The organism is Massilia sp. PAMC28688, assembly GCF_019443445.1.
GTDB lineage: Bacteria > Pseudomonadota > Gammaproteobacteria > Burkholderiales > Burkholderiaceae_D > Telluria_A.
Window position 1 is genome coordinate 1,353,301 of record NZ_CP080378.1, and the last position, 18,116, is coordinate 1,371,416.

The 18,116-nt window shown below is 61.9% G+C and carries 18 protein-coding genes; 6 read left to right on the forward strand and 12 right to left on the reverse strand.

What is annotated here, in order from left to right:
* Positions 1–14: 14 nt before the first annotated feature.
* The 3 genes from queF to hprK all read left to right on the forward strand — a co-directional run bounded on the left by queF (position 15) and on the right by hprK (position 2,703).
* On the forward strand, positions 15–845 hold the full coding sequence (queF, locus tag KY495_RS06010) for an NADPH-dependent 7-cyano-7-deazaguanine reductase QueF (RefSeq protein WP_219882810.1): 831 nt from the start codon (positions 15–17) through the stop codon (positions 843–845).
* A 387-nt stretch (positions 846–1,232) separates the two neighbouring features.
* Positions 1,233–1,715: a PTS sugar transporter subunit IIA gene (locus tag KY495_RS06015; RefSeq protein WP_219882811.1), complete on the forward strand. Its 483-nt coding sequence runs from the start codon at positions 1,233–1,235 to the stop codon at positions 1,713–1,715.
* Positions 1,716–1,767: 52 nt separating this feature from the next.
* A complete protein-coding gene (hprK, locus tag KY495_RS06020; RefSeq protein WP_219882812.1) occupies positions 1,768–2,703 on the forward strand; it encodes an HPr(Ser) kinase/phosphatase in 936 nt (311 codons plus the stop codon).
* A gap of 355 nt (positions 2,704–3,058) precedes the next feature.
* Here hprK and KY495_RS06025 read toward each other — a convergent pair whose 3' ends face one another.
* From KY495_RS06025 to KY495_RS06035, 3 genes are read right to left on the reverse strand one after another with little or no spacing between them, the layout of a single operon-like run.
* Positions 3,059–3,220 (reverse strand): hypothetical protein, encoded by a 162-nt coding sequence (locus KY495_RS06025; protein ID WP_219882813.1) that lies wholly within the window; start codon positions 3,218–3,220, stop codon positions 3,059–3,061.
* A gap of 29 nt (positions 3,221–3,249) precedes the next feature.
* Positions 3,250–3,642: a glutaredoxin family protein gene (locus KY495_RS06030; RefSeq protein ID WP_219882814.1), complete on the reverse strand. Its 393-nt coding sequence runs from the start codon at positions 3,640–3,642 to the stop codon at positions 3,250–3,252.
* Between the two features lie 25 nt (positions 3,643–3,667).
* On the reverse strand, positions 3,668–5,851 hold the full coding sequence (locus KY495_RS06035; protein ID WP_219882815.1) for a TonB-dependent siderophore receptor: 2,184 nt from the start codon (positions 5,849–5,851) through the stop codon (positions 3,668–3,670).
* Between the two features lie 336 nt (positions 5,852–6,187).
* Here KY495_RS06035 and rapZ point away from each other — a divergent pair, with 336 nt between their 5' ends.
* Positions 6,188–7,051, forward strand: coding sequence for an RNase adapter RapZ (rapZ, locus tag KY495_RS06040; RefSeq protein ID WP_219884130.1), 864 nt, complete (start codon positions 6,188–6,190; stop codon positions 7,049–7,051).
* A gap of 39 nt (positions 7,052–7,090) precedes the next feature.
* Here rapZ and KY495_RS06045 read toward each other — a convergent pair whose 3' ends face one another.
* The 8 genes from KY495_RS06045 to KY495_RS06080 all read right to left on the reverse strand — a co-directional run bounded on the left by KY495_RS06045 (position 7,091) and on the right by KY495_RS06080 (position 13,860).
* Positions 7,091–8,179, reverse strand: a complete 1,089-nt coding sequence (locus KY495_RS06045) for an enoyl-CoA hydratase/isomerase family protein (RefSeq protein ID WP_219882816.1) — start codon at positions 8,177–8,179, stop codon at positions 7,091–7,093.
* A 169-nt stretch (positions 8,180–8,348) separates the two neighbouring features.
* A complete protein-coding gene (gene hpf, locus KY495_RS06050) occupies positions 8,349–8,702 on the reverse strand; it encodes a ribosome hibernation-promoting factor, HPF/YfiA family (protein WP_219882817.1) in 354 nt (117 codons plus the stop codon).
* A 91-nt stretch (positions 8,703–8,793) separates the two neighbouring features.
* Positions 8,794–10,266: an RNA polymerase factor sigma-54 gene (locus tag KY495_RS06055; RefSeq protein WP_219882818.1), complete on the reverse strand. Its 1,473-nt coding sequence runs from the start codon at positions 10,264–10,266 to the stop codon at positions 8,794–8,796.
* A gap of 3 nt (positions 10,267–10,269) precedes the next feature.
* A complete protein-coding gene (gene lptB / locus KY495_RS06060; RefSeq protein ID WP_219882819.1) occupies positions 10,270–11,025 on the reverse strand; it encodes an LPS export ABC transporter ATP-binding protein in 756 nt (251 codons plus the stop codon).
* Between the two features lie 2 nt (positions 11,026–11,027).
* The gene (gene lptA, locus KY495_RS06065; protein ID WP_219882820.1) at positions 11,028–11,633 is read right to left on the reverse strand and encodes a lipopolysaccharide transport periplasmic protein LptA; all 606 of its coding nucleotides are present in this window, start codon (positions 11,631–11,633) and stop codon (positions 11,028–11,030) included.
* 36 nt (positions 11,634–11,669) lie between these two features.
* Positions 11,670–12,263: an LPS export ABC transporter periplasmic protein LptC gene (lptC, locus tag KY495_RS06070; RefSeq protein ID WP_219882821.1), complete on the reverse strand. Its 594-nt coding sequence runs from the start codon at positions 12,261–12,263 to the stop codon at positions 11,670–11,672.
* The gene (locus tag KY495_RS06075) at positions 12,263–12,775 is read right to left on the reverse strand and encodes an HAD family hydrolase (protein ID WP_219884131.1); all 513 of its coding nucleotides are present in this window, start codon (positions 12,773–12,775) and stop codon (positions 12,263–12,265) included. The genes lptC and KY495_RS06075 overlap by 1 nt, the downstream gene beginning before the upstream one ends.
* 53 nt (positions 12,776–12,828) lie before the next feature.
* On the reverse strand, positions 12,829–13,860 hold the full coding sequence (locus KY495_RS06080; protein WP_374040991.1) for an SIS domain-containing protein: 1,032 nt from the start codon (positions 13,858–13,860) through the stop codon (positions 12,829–12,831).
* A 100-nt stretch (positions 13,861–13,960) separates the two neighbouring features.
* Here KY495_RS06080 and KY495_RS06085 point away from each other — a divergent pair, with 100 nt between their 5' ends.
* Positions 13,961–15,946, forward strand: a complete 1,986-nt coding sequence (locus KY495_RS06085; protein WP_219882823.1) for a monovalent cation:proton antiporter family protein — start codon at positions 13,961–13,963, stop codon at positions 15,944–15,946.
* Positions 15,947–16,054: 108 nt separating this feature from the next.
* Entirely contained in the window at positions 16,055–16,876 is an 822-nt protein-coding gene (locus tag KY495_RS06090; protein ID WP_219882824.1) for an alpha/beta fold hydrolase, read from the forward strand.
* A gap of 6 nt (positions 16,877–16,882) precedes the next feature.
* Here the strand turns inward: KY495_RS06090 and KY495_RS06095 are convergent, their stop codons facing one another.
* Positions 16,883–18,013 (reverse strand): diguanylate cyclase, encoded by a 1,131-nt coding sequence (locus KY495_RS06095; protein ID WP_219882825.1) that lies wholly within the window; start codon positions 18,011–18,013, stop codon positions 16,883–16,885.
* Between the last annotated feature and the right edge of the window lie 103 nt (positions 18,014–18,116).

The following is an 18,116-nucleotide window of genomic DNA, read 5'->3' on the forward strand; positions in this document are numbered from 1 at the left end:
AGAAAGCACCACGCATGAGCAATACCGCTGATCAATCGCCACTGGGCAAAACCGCCGCGTACCAGACGTCTTACGCGCCGGAATTGCTGTTCCCTATTCCGCGCCAGCAGAAGCGCGATGAGCTGCAGCTGACGGGCCGCCTGCCGTTTTTCGGCGTCGATATCTGGAACGCGTATGAACTGTCATGGCTGAACATGCGCGGCAAGCCGCAGGTGGCCATTGCCACCATTACCGCGCCGGCCGACTCGCCCAATATCATCGAGTCCAAGTCGTTCAAGCTGTATCTCAATTCCTTCAACCAGACGCGCCTGGCCAACACGGACGCCCTGCTGGCCCTGCTGCGCGAAGATTTGTCGGCCGGCTTTGGCGCGCCGGTGCACATTGTGCTCACGCTGCCAGAAACGTTCGACAGGGTCCGCATGGGTGAACTCGAGGGCACCCTGATCGACCGCCTCGATATCGATATCGACCAGTACTCGCCCTCCCCGTCCCTGCTGAGCGCAGCCAGTGACGAAGCGCCGGTGGAAGAAACGCTGGTATCGCATCTGCTCAAGTCCAACTGCCTGGTCACGGGACAGCCGGACTGGGCCAGCATATCCATTTCCTACGTGGGACCGCAGATCAATGAAGAAGGCTTGCTGCGCTACCTGATCGGCTTTCGTGAACATAACGAATTTCACGAGCAATGCGTGGAGCGCATTTTCGTCGACATCATGCGCCAATGCGCGCCCACCAAGCTGGCCGTGTATGCCCGCTACACGCGGCGCGGCGGACTGGACATCAATCCCTGGCGCAGCAACTTCAGCGGCCCGCCACCGGCTAATCTGCGCACGGCAAGGCAATAGTTGAGGAGACTCAAGCACGACATCACGCACGCTTGACGGGATTGCCGCACAGGAATATGTTAGGCAGGAAGATGGGGTGTGATTTACAATAAAACAACGCCGTCGGACATTCAGCCTGCGGGGGTTTCCTTCCGGGGAAAATCCGGTCCGCGTGCGAATCTACTGGCGATTGTATTGTAGAACATGGAGATAACCGGGTTTTTGCGAGTGACAGTGCCGGGCGAGGCCTGATTCGCTTGTCGTGTTACCCGATTTGCCATGCATCTTTCAAAAGAACAATCTGCGTGCCAGAGCGCGAGCGACGAATTTGAATGTCAGTGACGAAAAACAGGCCTATAATTCTGGCTCGCAAGCACCTTTGTGCGTCGCACCATACGACTTAGTGTTATGACTAACCTCAGCAAAATCCTGTCGCTTGAGAACGTGTTGCTCGATCTCGAAGTGTCCAGCAAGAAGCGCGCCTTTGAACAGGCGGGTCTTATTTTCGAGAACAACTGCGGCATTGCCCGTTCCACGGTCTCCGATAATTTGTTCGCGCGCGAGCGTCTTGGCTCAACCGGGCTCGGCCATGGCGTCGCGGTCCCGCACGGCCGCATCAAGGGCAGCAAGAGCCTCAAGTCGCCGCTGGGTGCCTTCGTGCGCCTGGCCGAACCGATCCCCTTCGAGTCGCCCGATGGCCAGCCCGTCAACCTGCTGTTTTTCCTGCTGATTCCCGATCATGTGACGCAGCAGCACCTGGAGATTCTGTCGGAAATTGCCGAGATGTTTTCGGATGATGCCTTCCGCACAGCCTTAACCAATGATCCGGACCCGAAGTCGGTCCATGCGCGCATCACCAATTGGCAACCAAGCCTGCAGGCCTTGGGTTAAACTTTGCGTGCCGGGCGGCACCGCCGCCTTCACTCTCTGAAAAAGCCCGTCCATGCTGCAAACCCCGCTGACCATTCAACGTCTGTACGACGATAATCGCGAGAGCCTGCAGCTGGGCTGGTTCGCCGGCTTTCCGGGCGGCGAACGCCTGATCTCGGGGGACGTTGCGTCCGCCGCCGACCAGGTCGGCCACCTGAACCTGATCCACCCCGGCCGGATCCAGGTGTTTGGCCATCAGGAGCTCACTTATTATCACCGCCTCAAAAGCGGTTCGCGCAGCCATGTGATTGGCGAATTGATTGCAGGCGGCCCGCCCGCACTGATCATTGCGCAGGGTCTGGAGACGCCTGCCGACATCCTGGCCATCTGCGACGAGCAGAACATTCCCTTGTTTTCCACGCCCCTGCCGGCGGCGCAGGTCATCGACTTCCTGCGCGTGTACCTGTCCAAAAAACTGGCCCAGCGCATCATCATGCATGGCGTCTTCATGGACGTGCTGGGGGTCGGGGTACTGATCACGGGCGACTCGGGTCTGGGCAAGAGCGAGCTGGGACTGGAACTCATCTCGCGCAGCCATGGCCTGGTGGCCGATGATGCGGTGGAGTTTTCGCGCATTGCGCCCAACATGATCGAGGGCCGCTGCCCGCCATTGCTGCAGAACCTGCTGGAAGTGCGCGGGCTGGGACTGCTCGACATCAAGGCGATCTTTGGTGAAACGGCAGTCAGGCGCAAGATGCGGCTCAAACTGATCGTTCATCTGGTGCGGCGCAGTGCGCTGGAAGAGGAAGTGGAACGGCTGCCGTTCCTGTTCCCGACGGAAGACGTGCTGGGCCTGCCGGTGCGCAAGGTGGTCATTCCCGTGGCTGCCGGCCGCAACATCGCGGTGCTGCTCGAAGCGGCGGTGCGCAACACCATTTTGCAGTTGCGCGGCATCGATACGCTGCAGGAATTCATGGAGCGCCAGCGGCAGGCGATGTCGGGGGATTAGCGGCAGGCTAAGTTGGGCGACGAATCGTCCCGGAGGCCAGTGGACTGATGAGATGTCCGCGGCCTCAAGTTTCCAGCAACGATTTACTTGTAATCAGTGGTACAAATATAATTGCAAATCTTATCGCTGATCTTGGTCTTTGCTGTCGTACATTTTAAAAAGCAGTGAAGGTCCCACACTTTCGCTGCCTGTGCCGCTGATGCAGAGCCGCAAGTAATAACGATCACCATTTTTGCAAAAAACTGACGGTTCATATTGAATTCCATTCTTGAGTTAAGGGACCTTCATAATGATCGTATCAGCGTTTCCGACATTAATCTCCCGTAAGAATTAGTTCATAGTCGTGCAATCAGCGCTATTTGCTAATGAACGGCTCGCAAATCCGATTACATTCGGCCCTATCTTTTACTTCCGGCATGCATCGCTTAACACAAGCATCAAATTCTGGCTTCCCCGCTTGTGCCGTCACCGTCGCGACACTGAAGATGACTAAAAAAGGTACAAGATATTTTTTCATGACCATTCCTATCGTAGTTTTAAAGAGCTTCAGCGACTTACCAACCGGTCGTAAGCCGCGGCGTTATAGCCGATCAGCAATTCGGTTTTTGATACCAATATCGGCACGCTGCGCTCGCCGAGCTTTTGATACATTTGCTTTGCAGCATCTGATTGATCAATAACCTGGTCATTAAATGGAATGCCGGCTTTGACTAAATGCGCCCGGGCATGCGCACAGGCTGGACAAGTTGTGGTGCCATACAGCGTGAGCCTGTGCCGATGCTGCGTGACGTGCTGGGCGAAGTCGCCGCGGCGCTCATTGTCCATTCCCTGAAATTTTTGATACAGTGACGGCACCTGCCATCCGACCGCGATGGCGGCAGCAATGGTGGCCGCCATCGCCACCGCGTCCAATAGCACGCGCTTGGTTTTGCTTGTCATGGTATTCCTTGTGGCGAAGTATTGATTACAGACTGCTCTCGAACTGCACGCGTATGGTGGAAAATCTACGAGAGTCATCGTAGCGGCTGACGCGCTCATCATTAGTAATATATTGATGAATGGTGTGGCGGGTCCGTGGCGAAGCAGAACGCATTCCCACAATCAAGCGGCGATCCGGCGTCATCTGCCATTTGGCACTGGCCTCGAAAGTGAAGACCCGCGCAACATAGATTCTCTCCACGGCGCTTGTGCGGATCCACACCGAAGGGGCCCACGATGCATCGGCATCGAACGTAATCGGGAAACCTTCCATGCTGTAGCTGCTGCCCAGCTTTGCATTCCATGGTGTTTGCCGATCCAGCTTGTTTTCCGGACCCGGTACGTTCGACACCGTCGATTCTGCGATCCCCGCACTGCCGCGGATGGCCAGTTTGGGCGCCTCTGCGGCAATGTCGCGCAGCGCCAGCTCCATCTCCACGCTCAGCCCCAAACTACGGGCATCACCAAGATTGGCCGGCCGGATGACATGGCGGGGATCCGCCGACCAGGGGACACTCAGCAGGATAATTTCCTTGCCCATCTTGTCATCGATCTGGCGGCTGTACAGCTCCACATTGACATGGCTGCCGGCGCCAATGGCATGCTCGTATGATGCGGTCATACCCAGGGCCCGCTCCGGGCGCAAAATGGCGTTTCCCACCTTGTCAGCCGTCGCTGCTGAATTGGGGCCACAGGAGGCAGCCGAAATGCACGGTGCGAGCGGGTGAATTTCCGGATGCGCAGACAAATCGTCTTCTTCCACTTCCTTGAAACTGCGCGCGATGCTCAAGCGTAGGTGATTGGCATCGTCCTTGCCAATCTTGCGCGACAAATGCAGGGAGGGCGAGAGTATCCGCGATTCATTCCTGACCTGATAGCGATTCTCGCTTACCTGGATATCGGTGGCCTGGGCCGACATACCGGCATTGACATCGACCTTCTCGCTCAGTTCCCACTCATCCTGCACAAACACGCGAAAGCTGCGGTTGCGCCATGCGCTGCGCGCGCCGAGCAGATCGAAAGCAGATGCGCGGGCCCCATCAAGTTCGTACCGATGACGGATGACCTGTCTCATATGGCGAATTGTCGAACCCAATTTCACGTTGTGCCCGTTCGCCAGACGCGTTCGGTACGACATGTCGAGCGCTTGACTGCCACCGCGTCGCTTGTCCAGGCTAAGCCACTCGGATCCTCGCGCGCCTGCAATTGCATCGATTCCGCTGCTTGCACTGTTCGACCGGATAAAGGCGGTCATTACCGACACGTCGGCTTTGCTGGTACTTGACAGCTTGGATTCCCATCGCACCGGCACCCGCAACATGTCCAGCCGTATCCGGTCCCAAGCAGTGTCGGCGGATTCGACGCCACTAGCCGGCAGACGAATATCGCGCGCGGCATTCTTGTCTATCATGGTGGCAATCGAAGGCGACAGCGTCAGCGTTTCGTCATCGGCGCGCTGCCAAATCACGTCCATCGACCCGGACAGCATTTCCTGGCGCGACTTGCCGTCGCTTTGACCATGCCAGCGTAGCTGGTCGGACTGACCGCGAACGGCAATGGACTCGCTGATGTTGCTGCGCTCCAGCCCGGAGCCCGCTTCTGCGGAAAGCTGAAAACTGTACCGCAATGGCGATCCCTGCACTGAGCTGTTGCGCGACAGGTCCATCGTCACCTTGGGCTCGCCACCCGTGGTTTCAATGCCGGCAGCAATCTCGGTCTCTGTCTTGCGCGTCGTCTTGCGGGTGATGATGTTGATTGTCCCTGCAACGCCAAAGGGTCCGTACTCCGCCATGCTGGATTTGACAATTTCGATCTTTTCGACACTGACCAGGTCAAGCTCGGTGGGGGAACGCCCGACCGGCGCCTGCCCGTCGAGCAGTATCTGGGTATAGCCGGGCATGTTGAGAAGACCGATGCGCCCGTCACTGCTTACGGTCACGGCCGGTTCGCGCCGGAGCATGTCCTCGACCTTGCGGACGCCACTTTCCTCGATGCGCTTGCGCCCGATAATGATCTTCCCGGCGACGAACTGGCGCCGTGCCTCTGCATCACTTTGCGCGCCCGTCACCTGCACCACCGGCACCGCGGCCCCTGAAGCGTCATCGGCCCACACGGCAGCAGGCTGGCTAGCCAACAGCACAATGGCGATCGATCGATGCGTTATATTCACAGACATTTCCCCATTGTCGTTTGTGCACCCAGGCCGGCTCAAGCGCCAACGCCACGCCCGTCGATGCCGAGGGGAAATACTAGCAGCGGGAAAATCGTGAAACTTTGCGGCAAACGAGATTGGCATGCGGTTTCAGCCTCGCTACAACAGCTTCGCCGCTGCGATGACTAGCATGCTGCGGTTCGGTGCCGACACAGTGGACCGATCGGCCGACAGTTGCACGCGCAAGCGAAGCGCAATTGTCACGATAATCAACACCCTGCTTGCAAGACACGGGCCCCAGGCGCTCGCGCGGCGTCCAAACAGAAAATGGCCGCATGCGGTATCATCAAGGGCATGCGCATTGTTCTCATTACAGGTATTTCCGGTTCAGGTAAGTCAGTAGCTGTCAGGGTACTTGAGGACTCTGGATACTACTGCGTTGACAATCTCCCGCCCGCCCTGCTGCCAAGCCTGGTAAGCGCGCTCATTGCCGACGGTACCGAGTCGCTGGCGGTGGCAGTCGACGCCCGCAGCGCGCAATCGCTGGTCGAGCTGCCGGCCAATATCCGCATGCTTAAGGACGATGGGCACGACGTCAAGGTCATGTTCCTGACCGCCAATACCCATTCGCTGGTAGCGCGCTTTTCCGAAACGCGGCGTAGCCATCCCCTGTCGCACCAGCTGCGGCCCGACGAAAATCCCGCCTCGCGCCGCACCCTGATCGAATGCATCCTGGAAGAGCGCGAACGGCTGTCCGCCATCGAGCAGCTGGGACATGTGATCGACACCTCCGAACTGTCGGCCAACAAACTGCGCGCCTGGATCAAGGAGCTGGTGGCCATTGAGCGCGCGCCCATCACGCTGTTCTTCGAGTCGTTTGCATTCAAGCTGGGCGTGCCGCTGGACGCGGACTTCGTGTTTGACGTGCGTGCGCTGCCCAATCCCTACTACGACCTCACGCTGCGGCCGCTGACCGGCATGGACGCGCCGGTGATTGCCTTCCTCGACGCGCAGCCCAGCGCCGCCGAATTGCTGGAAGATATCCGCGCCTTTATCGCCAAGTGGCTGCCGTCATTTAAGACCGACAACCGCAGCTATCTGACGGTGGCGGTAGGGTGTACCGGCGGGCAGCATCGCTCGGTGTACATGGCCGAAAGGCTGGCCGCCTACTTCAGCCCGACCGAGCGCGTGGTACTGCGTCATCGCGAACAGAGCTAGTCCGCCCGCCACAGTCCGCAGGGGCCGCCCCCTTGAAGATCAGCCTTGCAAGTGCCGCAGCGGATGCGCGCTGTCCGGCCACACCGGCATGAAAAAGCGCGCCACCATGTCCTCGCTCACCTGCTCCAAAGTCGGCGGATTCCACTTCGGCGCATTGTCCTTGTCAATCACCAGCGCGCGCACGCCTTCCAGCACTTCGCCGTGTTCAAAGTTGTGCCGCACCATGGTGCGTTCCATGCGCAGGCAGCCCGCCACATCGAGGCCGGCACCGCGTACCAGCAGTTCGCGCGTTACGCACATCATCAGCGGTGAACGCTGGCGCATGGCGGCCAGCGCCTTTTGCGCGAAGGCACTGTCGTCGCCTTCGAGCGACAGCATGATGGCGGCGACCGACGGGGCGCCGAAATGGCGGTCGATGTCAGCGCGCGCTGCTGCCAGTTCACTGCTGCCAGACTGTCCAGCAAACGGCGCCGCAAAATTGCTGATCGCCTCGCGCAGCTGCGCCCCTGGCGTGGCGTCGATGAGCGCGCCAAGCGCTGCCATCTGCTCGTGCGGCACGAACAGGTCGGCCAGTCCCACGTACAGCGCATCGGCCGCACCGATGGTCAGCCCCGTCAGCCCCAGGTAGTTGCCCAGCTGCCCCGGCGCACGGGACAGGAAGTAGCTGCCCCCCACATCGGGAAACAGGCCGATGTTCACTTCCGGCATGGCCATCTTGGTTTTTTCAGTCACGATGCGGATGCGGCAATCCGGGCCGCCCTGCGCAATGCCCATGCCGCCCCCCATGACCACGCCATCCATCAAGGCCACGTAAGGCTTGGGATACAAGTGGATCAGGTGGTTGAGTGCGTATTCCTCGGTGAAAAAGTCTTCCAGCAGCGCGCTGCCTCCCATGGGCGTGGCATGACCGCACTCATGGAAAAAGCGGATGTCGCCGCCGGCGCACAGCGCCTTGGGACTGCTGCTGCCGATGACCACCGCATCGATCCCGGCGTCGTCACGCCACGCCTCCAGGATGGCGGTCAGGTCGCGCACCATCTGCAGCGACAGCGAATTGAGGGCCTTCGGGCGGTCGAGGGTGATGATGCCGGTTCGGTCGGCAACGCGATGCAGGACGTATGTGCTCATGGCAGGCAGTAGGAAAGAGAAAAGAGCGCTATTTTACCGCCGCACTGGAGCGCCACCAATTGCTTCCGGCAAGCCGCCCGGGCCCGCACCTGACCAGGGCGCCGGATGCTGACCGCGAACAGCAAAAAGGCGCCCTCGCGGACGCCTTTGGCTGTGGAACCCGGTGCAGTTACACCGCTTCCGGGCTCTGCTCTTCAGGCATGTGCTTGATGGCCTGGTGATTGTGGTCCTGGACCTTGCCCTTGTACTTCATGACCTGGCGGTCGAGCTTGTCGACCAGGCAGTCGATGGCCGCGTACAGGTCGTGGGAGAGGCTTTCCACATAGACAGTTTTGCCGGACAGGCGCAGATTGATTTCGGCCTTCTGGCGCTTTTCTTTTTCAGTGAGATTGTCGACGGTGAGAATCACGGCGATATCGATCACCTGGTCGAAATGGCGCTTTACGCGCTCGAGCTTGGCTTGTACGTATTCACGGATGGCTGGTGTCACTTCGAGATGATGTCCGCTAATTGTGAGATTCATACACACTCCTAAAGATGGTGTCACTTTCAGTTCATGCGCGTGCGCAGAGGAACAAGGCTTACCACCTGGCATTGCCAGGCAATACTGCAATCTACAGACACTTTCGGAGACTGACGGGCGGGATTTTGAGCGCTTCCCGGTATTTGGCAACGGTCCGGCGCGCAATGACCATACCCTGTTCCCCCAGCATGTCCGCAATCTTACTGTCGGATAATGGATTTTTAGGGTCTTCTGCTCCTGTCAATTGCACAATCAGCGCGCGAATCGCCGTCGAGGATGCTTCTCCCCCCGCTTCGGTGGCGACGTGGCTGCCGAAAAAGTACTTCAACTCAAACATGCCGTGCGGGGTCAGCATGTATTTCTGCGTGGTGACACGAGAGATGGTGCTCTCGTGCAGACCAAGTGTATCAGCAATTTCGCGCAGCACAAGTGGGCGCATGGCAACCGCCCCGTGCGAAAAGAAATTGCGCTGGCGCTCAACAATTGCCTCCGAAACACGCAGGATGGTGTCGAAACGCTGGCGCATGTTTTTGATCAGCCACTTCGCTTCCTGCAGCTGCGCGCTCATCTGTCCTTCGCCCTTGCCCTGCTTGAGCAGGCTGGCATACATATTGTTCACCCGCAGGCGCGGCATGACTTCATTGTTGAGCGATACCGACCAGCCGCCCTTGGCCTTGCGCACGATCACGTCCGGCACCACGAAGTCCGACACGTCCGACGCGAACACGGCGCCCGGATGCGGATTGCACTGGCGGATCACGGCCTGCGCCTCGCGCAGGTCTTCGTCATCGCAGTCGAGGGCCTTTTTCAGCTTGTTGAATTCGCGCTGCGCGAACCAGGCCAGGTGCTTGTCGACGATGGCCAGGGCCATGCGCCGCGTGACCAGCGGTACGCCCGGCATGGCCTTGATCTGCAGGCACAGGCACTCCGAGGCCGAACGCGCCCCCACGCCCACCGGGTCAAAGCTTTGCAGCAGCGCCAGCGCGGTCTTCATTTCGTCGAAGTCGATCTCCAGTTCGGCCGGCAGGCGTTCGTGGATCTCTTCCAGCGTTTCGGTCAGGTAGCCATTGTCGTCGAGCGCATCGATGATCAGCTCCACCAGTGCGCGGTCGCGCCCTTCGCTCACCGTTACCCGCATCTGCTCCATCAGGTGCTCGCGCAGCGTGGTCGACGACGCTTCCAGCTGCGGGCGCGAGTCTTCATCGTCCGAGCCCTTGGCACGGGTCTGTTCGCCCCAGTCGGCGTCGCCTTCCGGTCCCTGCGGCGCTTCGCTGTCCGGCGCATCGCCACCCTCCGCTTCGGCCGGCGCCGGTGCATCCTGGGCGCCCGGCTCCGGCGCCGCTTCGCCCGGCGTGGCATTGCTGCCGATGGCGCCGTCGGCCAGCAGGCGTACCGAGTGGTCAAGCGGATCGTCCAGGCGTTCGAGCAGCGGATTGTCGGTCAGCAGCTGCTCCAGTTCCTGGTGCAGCTCCAGCGTGGACAGCTGCAGCAGCCGGATCGACTGCTGCAGCTGCGGCGTGAGCGCCAGGTGCTGCGAGGTGCGTAGTTGAAGTGACTGTTTCATCGCTTACATGCGGAAGTGTTCACCAAGGTAGACGCGCCGTACCGATTCGTCCGCGATGATGTCGTCTGGCCGTCCCGACGCCAGCACCGCACCCTGGTTGATGATGTAGGCGCGGTCGCAGATGCCAAGCGTCTCGCGCACATTGTGGTCGGTGATCAAGACGCCGATGCCGCGCTCTTTCAGGAAGCGCACGATGCGCTGGATCTCGATGACGGCAATCGGGTCGACGCCGGCAAACGGCTCGTCGAGCAGGACAAAGCGCGGGTTGGTCGCCAGCGCGCGCGCGATTTCCACGCGCCGCCGCTCGCCGCCGGAGAGCGACATGGCCTGGCTCTCGCGCAGCTTTTCAATCTGCAGGTCGGCCAGCAGGTTGTCGAGGCGCTCGTTGATCTCGGTCTTGGAGAGCGATTTGCCATCCACCTTTTGCAGTTCGAGCACGGCGCGGATGTTTTCTTCCACTGTCAGGCGCCGGAACACCGAAGCCTCCTGCGGCAGATAGGACAGGCCGAGCGTGGCGCGGCGATGAATCGGCATGGTCGAAATATCGACCCCGCTGATATCGATACTGCCCGCGTCCGACGGCACCAGGCCCACGATCATGTAGAACGAGGTGGTCTTGCCGGCGCCGTTGGGGCCCAGCAGGCCCACGACCTCGCCGCACTCCACCTGCAGCGAGACGTCGCGCACCACCAGCTTTTTGCCATAACTTTTCTGCAGCCCGCGAACGATCAGCGTGCTGCCGCAGCGTTTCGGTTCCATGCTCAGGTCCCCGGCGACTGTGACGGAGCCGGAGCCGGAGCCGGAGCCGGAGCCTGCGCAGGCGTCTCCGTTGCGGCGCGCGGCCGGCGCGGGGCGATGATCAATTGTCCGCGGCCGCCGCCAGGCTTGCTGGCGCCGCTGGCATCATTGCGGGCCGTGAATACCTCGCGCAGACTGTCGTAGGAAATGTATTCGCTCTGGATTTCGTCAGTCAGGCGCGTGCCTTCCAGCTGGCGAATGCGGGCGCCGGAAAACAGCTTGACCAGGGCGCTGCGCTCGTCGTACTCGATGCGCGCCGCCTCCCCTTCCACCCACAGATTGGGGCCACCGTCGCGCTTCTGGCGGAAGGTCGCAGGCTTGCCACCGTTGCTGGTCATGGTGATCTGCATGTAGTCGTCGGCCGTGCGCTTGATGACCACCCGTTCGGCGCGCAGCACCAGCGTGCCCTTGGTCACAATGACGTTCCCGGTCAGGATGGTGGTCTGGTTGACTTCATCGACCACCAGGTCGGTGTAGTCGATCACGGCGGTCTTGCCCGCGTCTGCCTTTTCGGCCGAGGCGGACAGCATGGCCAGCCCCATGACGGCGATTGCGATAATTTTTTTCATGTTCTTGTCAGTCTGTTTGTTTGGTCTTGCCCGATGCTAGCGCGCCGCCGGTGGCGGATACACCATCCTGCCGCGGCCCATCGTGATCTGGCGCGTGGCGTCGTTGGCCTGCATTCCCATGCCGGTAATGGTGGCGCTGCCCATTGTCATCTTGACCTGCTGGTCCGTTTTCATGCGGTCTTCGTCCGGCAGCACTGTCAGCGCCTCGGTCTGCATCTGCATTGCGCGCGTGGTGGCCGATGCCGGACGGCTGATATCGACATTTCCCAGCAGGTCCACCTCGTTGTCCTGGTGCCGGATGCGCGCGCTGTTGGCCCTGGCCGTCATGGGCGGCGCGCCCGGGGTCAGGTTCTTCAGGATCGGCCGCTCGACGATGGACACGTCGCTGTGCGGCCGGTGCGTGAGGCGCTCGCCATGGAACAGGTAGCGCGGCTTGCCGTCAGGAGTCATGCGCACGAAGCTGAATTTTTCGATGATGTAATCCGGCTCGTCGCCCGCATCGGGGTTGAAGCTCACATCCGGCCGGTTCATGACCTGCACCAGCCAGAACGAACCGGCGGCCAGGAACACCCCGGCCGTGATCATCGCCAGCAGCGGCCAGCGGTGGGCTGTGCGCTTGTGTTTATCCATCAGGCGAAATACGGCGCCAGCGCCGCCTCGTACGTACCCTGGGCACGCATCACCATGTCGCACACCTCGCGCACGGCGCCGCGCCCGCCCCCCGCGCGCGTGACGTAATGGGCGCGGTGCTGCACCTCCGGGTGGCCGGTTGGTACGGTGACGGCAAAGCCCACCTGCAGCAGCAGCGGCAGGTCGATCACGTCGTCGCCGATATAGCCGCACTGGTCGGCCGTCAAGCCGGTTGCCTCCAGCAGGCGCGCAAAGGCCACCCGCTTGTCGTGGATGCCCTGGTGCACGTGCTGTATGCCCAGGTCGGCCGCGCGCCGCACCACGATCGGCGAATTGCGGGCACTGATGATGGCGGTCGCCACCCCGCTTTTCTGGAGCAGCTGGATGCCCAGGCCATCGAGCACATTGAAGGTCTTGGTCGCTTCGCCATCCGGGCCGTAGGTAAGGCTGCCGTCGGTCAGTACGCCGTCGACGTCAAAGATCATGACCTTGATGGCCGCAGCGCGGCGCATGTGCGCAAGTTCGGTGCGGGGACGCTCTGCCGCGATGTTGTTCGGGTCAGTCATCAGATCACCTTTGCGCGCGTGAGGTCGTGGATGTGCAGGGCGCCCACCAGGCGATCTTCATCATCGACCACCAGCATCTGGTTGATGCGGTTTTCTTCCATCACGTGCACCGCGTCCACGGCCAGCTGCTCCGGCCGCACGCGGCGCGGATTGGCGTGCATGACGTCGCGAATGACGATCTTGGTGAAGTCCTGGACCCGTTCGATGAGGCGGCGCAGGTCGCCGTCGGTGAACACGCCGATCGGGTGGCCGGCTTCATCGACCACCGCCGTCATGCCCATGCCTTTCTGGGTGATTTCAAGCAGGGCCGTGGCCAGCGGCACGTCGGCCAGCACGCGCGGCACCGCCTCGCCGCTGCGCATCACGTCGCGCACGTGGGTCAGCAGGCGCCGGCCCAGGGCACCACCGGGGTGGGAGCGCGCGAAGTCTTCTTCCTTGAAACCACGCGCGTCCAGCAGAGCCACGGCCAGGGCGTCGCCCAGGGCCAGCGTGACCGTGGTGGAAGCGGTGGGTGCGAGGTTGAGGGGGCAGGCTTCCTTGGCCACCGAAACATCGAGGTGGACGTCGGCCAGCAGCGCCAGCGAGGACTTGGGATTGCCCGTCATGGCGATCAGGGGCGCACCCATGCGCTTGATGATGGGCAGGATCGACATCAGTTCTGCCGTTTCGCCGGAATTGGAAATGGCGATAAAGGCATCCTGCGCCGTGACCATGCCCAGGTCGCCGTGGGCAGCTTCTGCCGGATGGACAAACATGGCCGGGGTACCGGTGGACGCCAGGGTGGCGGCGATCTTGCGCCCGATGTGGCCGGACTTGCCGATGCCCGACACCACCACCCGGCCACCGCAGGCAAGCAGCAGGCCCACAGCCTTGCCCACGCTGTCGTCGCCGAGCAGGCGCCGCTGGAGCGCGTGCATGGCGTCGACTTCGATGTCGAGCGTCTCGCGCGCCATGTCCATGGCCCGTTCGAGCGCTTGCTGGTCAAAACGGTCAAAAGCTTTCAGCATTGTTTTTTCATCGGTTACACTCATGGAAAGCAGTATAAACGAATTGCGAAAGCAAAAAACTTGCCAGACGTAACAAACAACGATTTCCGCGTACGCGGTCCCCACATTACTTCATTGGCAAAGCATGGTGTCAGGTCTCGAACAAACGCTCTTATTGCTGGGCAGCGCAGTGCTGGGCGTAGTCGCTTTCCGCTCTCTCCACCTGCCTCCCATGCTGGGCTACCTGGCCGTCGGCATCCTGATTGGTCCCCACGCGCTGGGGCTGGCCGAAAATAACGACACCACCCACACCCTGGCCGAATTCGGTGTGGTCTTCCTCATGTTTTCAATTGGCCTGGAGTTTTCGCTGGCCCAGCTCATGGCCATGCGGCGCGTGGTGTTCGGCCTGGGGACGGCGCAGGTTGTATTGACAATCGCCTCCACCATGATATTCGGCTGGCTGCTTTCCACCCAGCTGCCGCCGGCCTACCAGGTCAGCTGGCAGGCGGCTTTTGCCCTGGGCGGGGCGCTGGCCATGTCCTCCACCGCCATCGCCGTCAAGATGCTCACCGAGCGGCTGGAACTGGAAAGCGAACATGGGCGCAAGATCATCGGCATCCTGCTGTTCCAGGATCTGGCCGTGGTGCCGCTCCTGATCATGATCCCGTCGCTCGGCAAGCCGCCCGAGGAACTGGCCGAGACGCTGGCCTGGGCCGGCCTGAAGGCCATTGGCGTGCTGGTGCTGCTGCTGTTCATCGGGCAGAAAATCATGCGCAAGTGGTTCACGCTGGTGGTCAAGCGCCGCTCGCAGGAGCTGTTCATGCTCAACCTGCTCCTGATCACCCTGGGCGCGGCCTGGATCACCGAGCGCGCCGGCCTGTCGATGGCGCTGGGCGCTTTTGTGGCCGGCATGCTCATTTCGGAAACCCAGTACAAGCATCAGGTGGAAGAAGACATCAAGCCGTTCCGCGATGTGCTGCTGGGGCTTTTCTTTATCACCGTGGGCATGCTGCTCAACGTCCAGCTGGTGATTGCGCACTGGTGGCTGGTGCTGATCCTGCTGTGCGGCCCGGTGCTGGTCAAGTTTGCTCTGATCGCGGCGCTGACCAAGTTGTTTGGTTCCTCCGACGGGGTCTCGATCCGCACCGGCCTGGCGCTGGCGCAGGCCGGTGAATTCGGCTTCGTGCTGTTGACGCTGACCTCGGGCGCGAACCTGATCGATCCTTTCATCATCCAGCTGGTGCTCGCCTCCATGGTGCTGTCGATGCTGGTGGCGCCCTTCCTGTTCGAGAAATCGGACCGGATCGTGATGAAGCTCTCGTCCAACGAATGGATGCTGCAGTCGCTGCAGCTGACCCAGATCGCTTCGCGCACCATGGCCGCGCAAAAGCACGTGATCATTGCCGGCTTCGGCCGCAGCGGGCAGAGCCTGGCCACCCTGCTGTCGGATGAAAAAATCGCCTACCAGGCGCTGGACCTGGACCCGGAGCGGATCCAGGAAGCGCAGGCCGCCGGTGCCAGCGTGTCGTACGGCGACGCGGGCCGCAAGGAGAGCCTGGTGGCGGCGGGCCTGTATCGCGCCAGCGCCCTGGTGATCACCTATGCCGACACGGCGTCGGCGCTGCGCGTGCTGCACCTGGTCCACGAGCTGGCCCCGGCCCTGCCGGTCATCGTGCGCAGCTACGACGACACCGACCTGGATTTGCTGAAGAAAGCTGGCGCCGCCGAAGTGGTGCCGGAGGCGCTCGAGGGCAGCCTGATGCTGGCCTCGCACGCCATGGTCATGATGGGCGTGCCGCTGCGGCGCGTGGTGCACCGCGTGCAGCTGGCGCGCGACGAGCGCTATGCCTCGCTGCGCGGCTTCTTCCACGGCGCCGGCGACGCGGGGGACGATCCCGAGCACACCTACGTGCGGCTGCATTCGGTGATCCTGCGCGACGATGCCGGCGCCATCGGCAAGCGCGTGGAAGAACTGGAGCTGCACGAAGTGGGCGCGGAAGTGACCACCATCCGACGCGGCAAGGACCGGGTGGAGGTCAAGCCCCGCACCGAATTCAAGATGGGCGACGTGGTGGTGCTGCGCGGCTCGGCCGACGCGGTGGACCGGGCCGAGAGCCGCCTGCTGCATTAGGCACGCGCGCAGCACGATTGCGGCGGGGCCACGCAAAATTGGTTAGGATGGGCGTGACGGGAGCCGTGCCGTCCCGGCTCTTCTCCGCCACCCAGGACCCGCCCTTCCATGAAACTGCATCAGGAACTTATCGCCACCAACGGCATCAAGCTCAATGTCGCGAGCGTGGGCGCCGGTGCGCCCATCGTGCTGCTGCACGGTTTTCCCGATACCCACACCAGCTGGCGCAAGCAGGTGGCGGCACTGGTCAATGCGGGCTACCGCGTGATCATGCCGGACCTGCGCGGTTATGGCGCCAGCGATGCGCCGCCGGGAACCGATGCCTATCACGTCAAGGTGCTGTGCGCCGACATCATTGGCCTGCTGGACGCCATGCAGCTTGAGCGCGTCTACCTGGTGGGCCACGACTGGGGCGCCGTGGTGGGCTGGCACGTGTGCATGGCGGCGCCGCAGCGGGTGGAGCGGTTTGCCGCGCTGTCCGTGGGCCACCCCAACGCCTACGCCGGGGCAGGCATCGCCCAGAAACTGAAAGCCTGGTACGCCGGCTTGTTCCAGCTGCCGGGCGTGGCCGAAGCCATGGTCCGGGCCGGCGACCTGATGGCGCTCAAGCCGCAGGCGGTGGACGAGGCGCAGCTGGACGACTGGCGCGCCAACTTCAGCGGCGAAGGACGGCTCACGGCCGCCCTCAATTACTACCGCGCCAACAGGCATCTGGCACTGGGGGCAGAGTACCCGCCGGTCACCGTGCCGGTGCTGGGCGTGTGGAGCGAAGGCGACCCGGCGCTGACCGAGGCGCAGATGCAGGATTCGGCAGCCTGGGTCGCGGGATCGTTCCGCTACGAGCGCCTGGACGGCGACATCGGACACTGGCTGCAGCTCAAGGAGCCGCGCCGCGTCAACAAGCTGCTGATTGGTTTCGGCGCGGCCTGACGGCCCCTATTCGCCGGCAATGACGCGGTTGCGCCCCGCTTCCTTGGCCTTGTACAGGGCGCTGTCGGCCTTGGCCAGCAGGGCCTGGCCCGCGCCTTCGGCCGCGTTGTCGCGCGCAAAGTCGTCCAGCGCGGCAACGCCAATGGACACCGACACGGTCTGCGTATTGCCGCTTGAGAGGGCAAACGGGCGGTTGAAGATGCTGGTGCGAATGCGCTCAGCCACCACGCTGGCGTCTGCCAATTCGGCATTGATCAGCAGGACCACGAATTCCTCGCCGCCGAAGCGCGCCAGGGCATCGGAAACGCGCAACTCAGCCTTGATGCGGGTGGCCACTTCACGCAGCACTTCGTCGCCGCCCTGGTGGCCCATGGTGTCATTGACCTGCTTGAAGTGGTCGATGTCGATGTACATCACCGAAATGCGGTACTGCTGGCGGCGGGCGCGCGCCACCTCTTCGGTCAGGCGGCGGTCGATGTAGCGGCGGTTGTAGACGCCGGTCAGCGAATCGGTCAGCCCGATGTACTTGAGCATTTCGTTGCTGATGACGTTTTCGAGGCAGATGGCGATAATCGAGGCCATGTGCTCCACAAAGTCGGTCCCCATGGAGGGCGTGAAACGGGTGCCGTCCAGGCTGCCCAGGTTGAGGCTGCCAATGAGGCGCTTGTTGCGCAGCAGGGGGACCAGGGCAATGCTTTGCAGGCCGGCCGGGGCATGCGGGAACATGGGCTGGTGGCTGGCCGGAATGTACGGCCCCAGCAAGGGACGGGGCGGCCCGGTGAGCAGGTCGCTGCGCGATGGCACAAACCCCAGGGCCGGTGCATTTTCCACGAACACCAGGTGCGGGTAATCGTCGAAATCGACGCCAAGGCGCGTCATGACGGTGCGGATATCTTCGCCTTCATCAATCAGGCACAGGCTGACAATGTCGAGCTCGGAGATCACGGGCAGGCTGCGGAAAATGGTGCTGATCAAACTGGGGAAACTGTCGGAGCCCACAATTTCCAGGTCGAACGCCTGATGCCGGCACATGATGCCGTGGTTGCGTTCGGCCTGCTCCATCATGTGCGCCATGCTCGCGCGCAGCGATTCGTTTTCTTCCGTCAGATCGCGCCCTGCAACGCCCGCGTCGTGCATATCGTTCCTTCCCGTTTCATCTTGCTGGTACGTGTATCACATTACGCCATCCTGGCGCGAATGAAAATGAAAATTGGCAACAACGTGTCGTTTGTCGCGCATT

Coding starts and splice junctions, on each gene's coding strand:
- queF (WP_219882810.1), top strand. CDS start 15: ATGAGCAATACCGCTGATCAATCGCCACTGGGCAAAACCGCCGCGTAC.
- KY495_RS06015 (WP_219882811.1), top strand. CDS start 1,233: ATGACTAACCTCAGCAAAATCCTGTCGCTTGAGAACGTGTTGCTCGAT.
- hprK (WP_219882812.1), top strand. CDS start 1,768: ATGCTGCAAACCCCGCTGACCATTCAACGTCTGTACGACGATAATCGC.
- KY495_RS06025 (WP_219882813.1), bottom strand. CDS start 3,220: ATGAAAAAATATCTTGTACCTTTTTTAGTCATCTTCAGTGTCGCGACG.
- KY495_RS06030 (WP_219882814.1), bottom strand. CDS start 3,642: ATGACAAGCAAAACCAAGCGCGTGCTATTGGACGCGGTGGCGATGGCG.
- rapZ (WP_219884130.1), top strand. CDS start 6,188: ATGCGCATTGTTCTCATTACAGGTATTTCCGGTTCAGGTAAGTCAGTA.
- KY495_RS06045 (WP_219882816.1), bottom strand. CDS start 8,179: ATGAGCACATACGTCCTGCATCGCGTTGCCGACCGAACCGGCATCATC.
- hpf (WP_219882817.1), bottom strand. CDS start 8,702: ATGAATCTCACAATTAGCGGACATCATCTCGAAGTGACACCAGCCATC.
- KY495_RS06055 (WP_219882818.1), bottom strand. CDS start 10,266: ATGAAACAGTCACTTCAACTACGCACCTCGCAGCACCTGGCGCTCACG.
- lptB (WP_219882819.1), bottom strand. CDS start 11,025: ATGGAACCGAAACGCTGCGGCAGCACGCTGATCGTTCGCGGGCTGCAG.
- lptA (WP_219882820.1), bottom strand. CDS start 11,633: ATGAAAAAAATTATCGCAATCGCCGTCATGGGGCTGGCCATGCTGTCC.
- lptC (WP_219882821.1), bottom strand. CDS start 12,263: ATGGATAAACACAAGCGCACAGCCCACCGCTGGCCGCTGCTGGCGATG.
- KY495_RS06075 (WP_219884131.1), bottom strand. CDS start 12,775: ATGCGCCGCGCTGCGGCCATCAAGGTCATGATCTTTGACGTCGACGGC.
- KY495_RS06080 (WP_374040991.1), bottom strand. CDS start 13,860: ATGAGTGTAACCGATGAAAAAACAATGCTGAAAGCTTTTGACCGTTTT.
- KY495_RS06085 (WP_219882823.1), top strand. CDS start 13,961: ATGGTGTCAGGTCTCGAACAAACGCTCTTATTGCTGGGCAGCGCAGTG.
- KY495_RS06090 (WP_219882824.1), top strand. CDS start 16,055: ATGAAACTGCATCAGGAACTTATCGCCACCAACGGCATCAAGCTCAAT.
- KY495_RS06095 (WP_219882825.1), bottom strand. CDS start 18,013: ATGCACGACGCGGGCGTTGCAGGGCGCGATCTGACGGAAGAAAACGAA.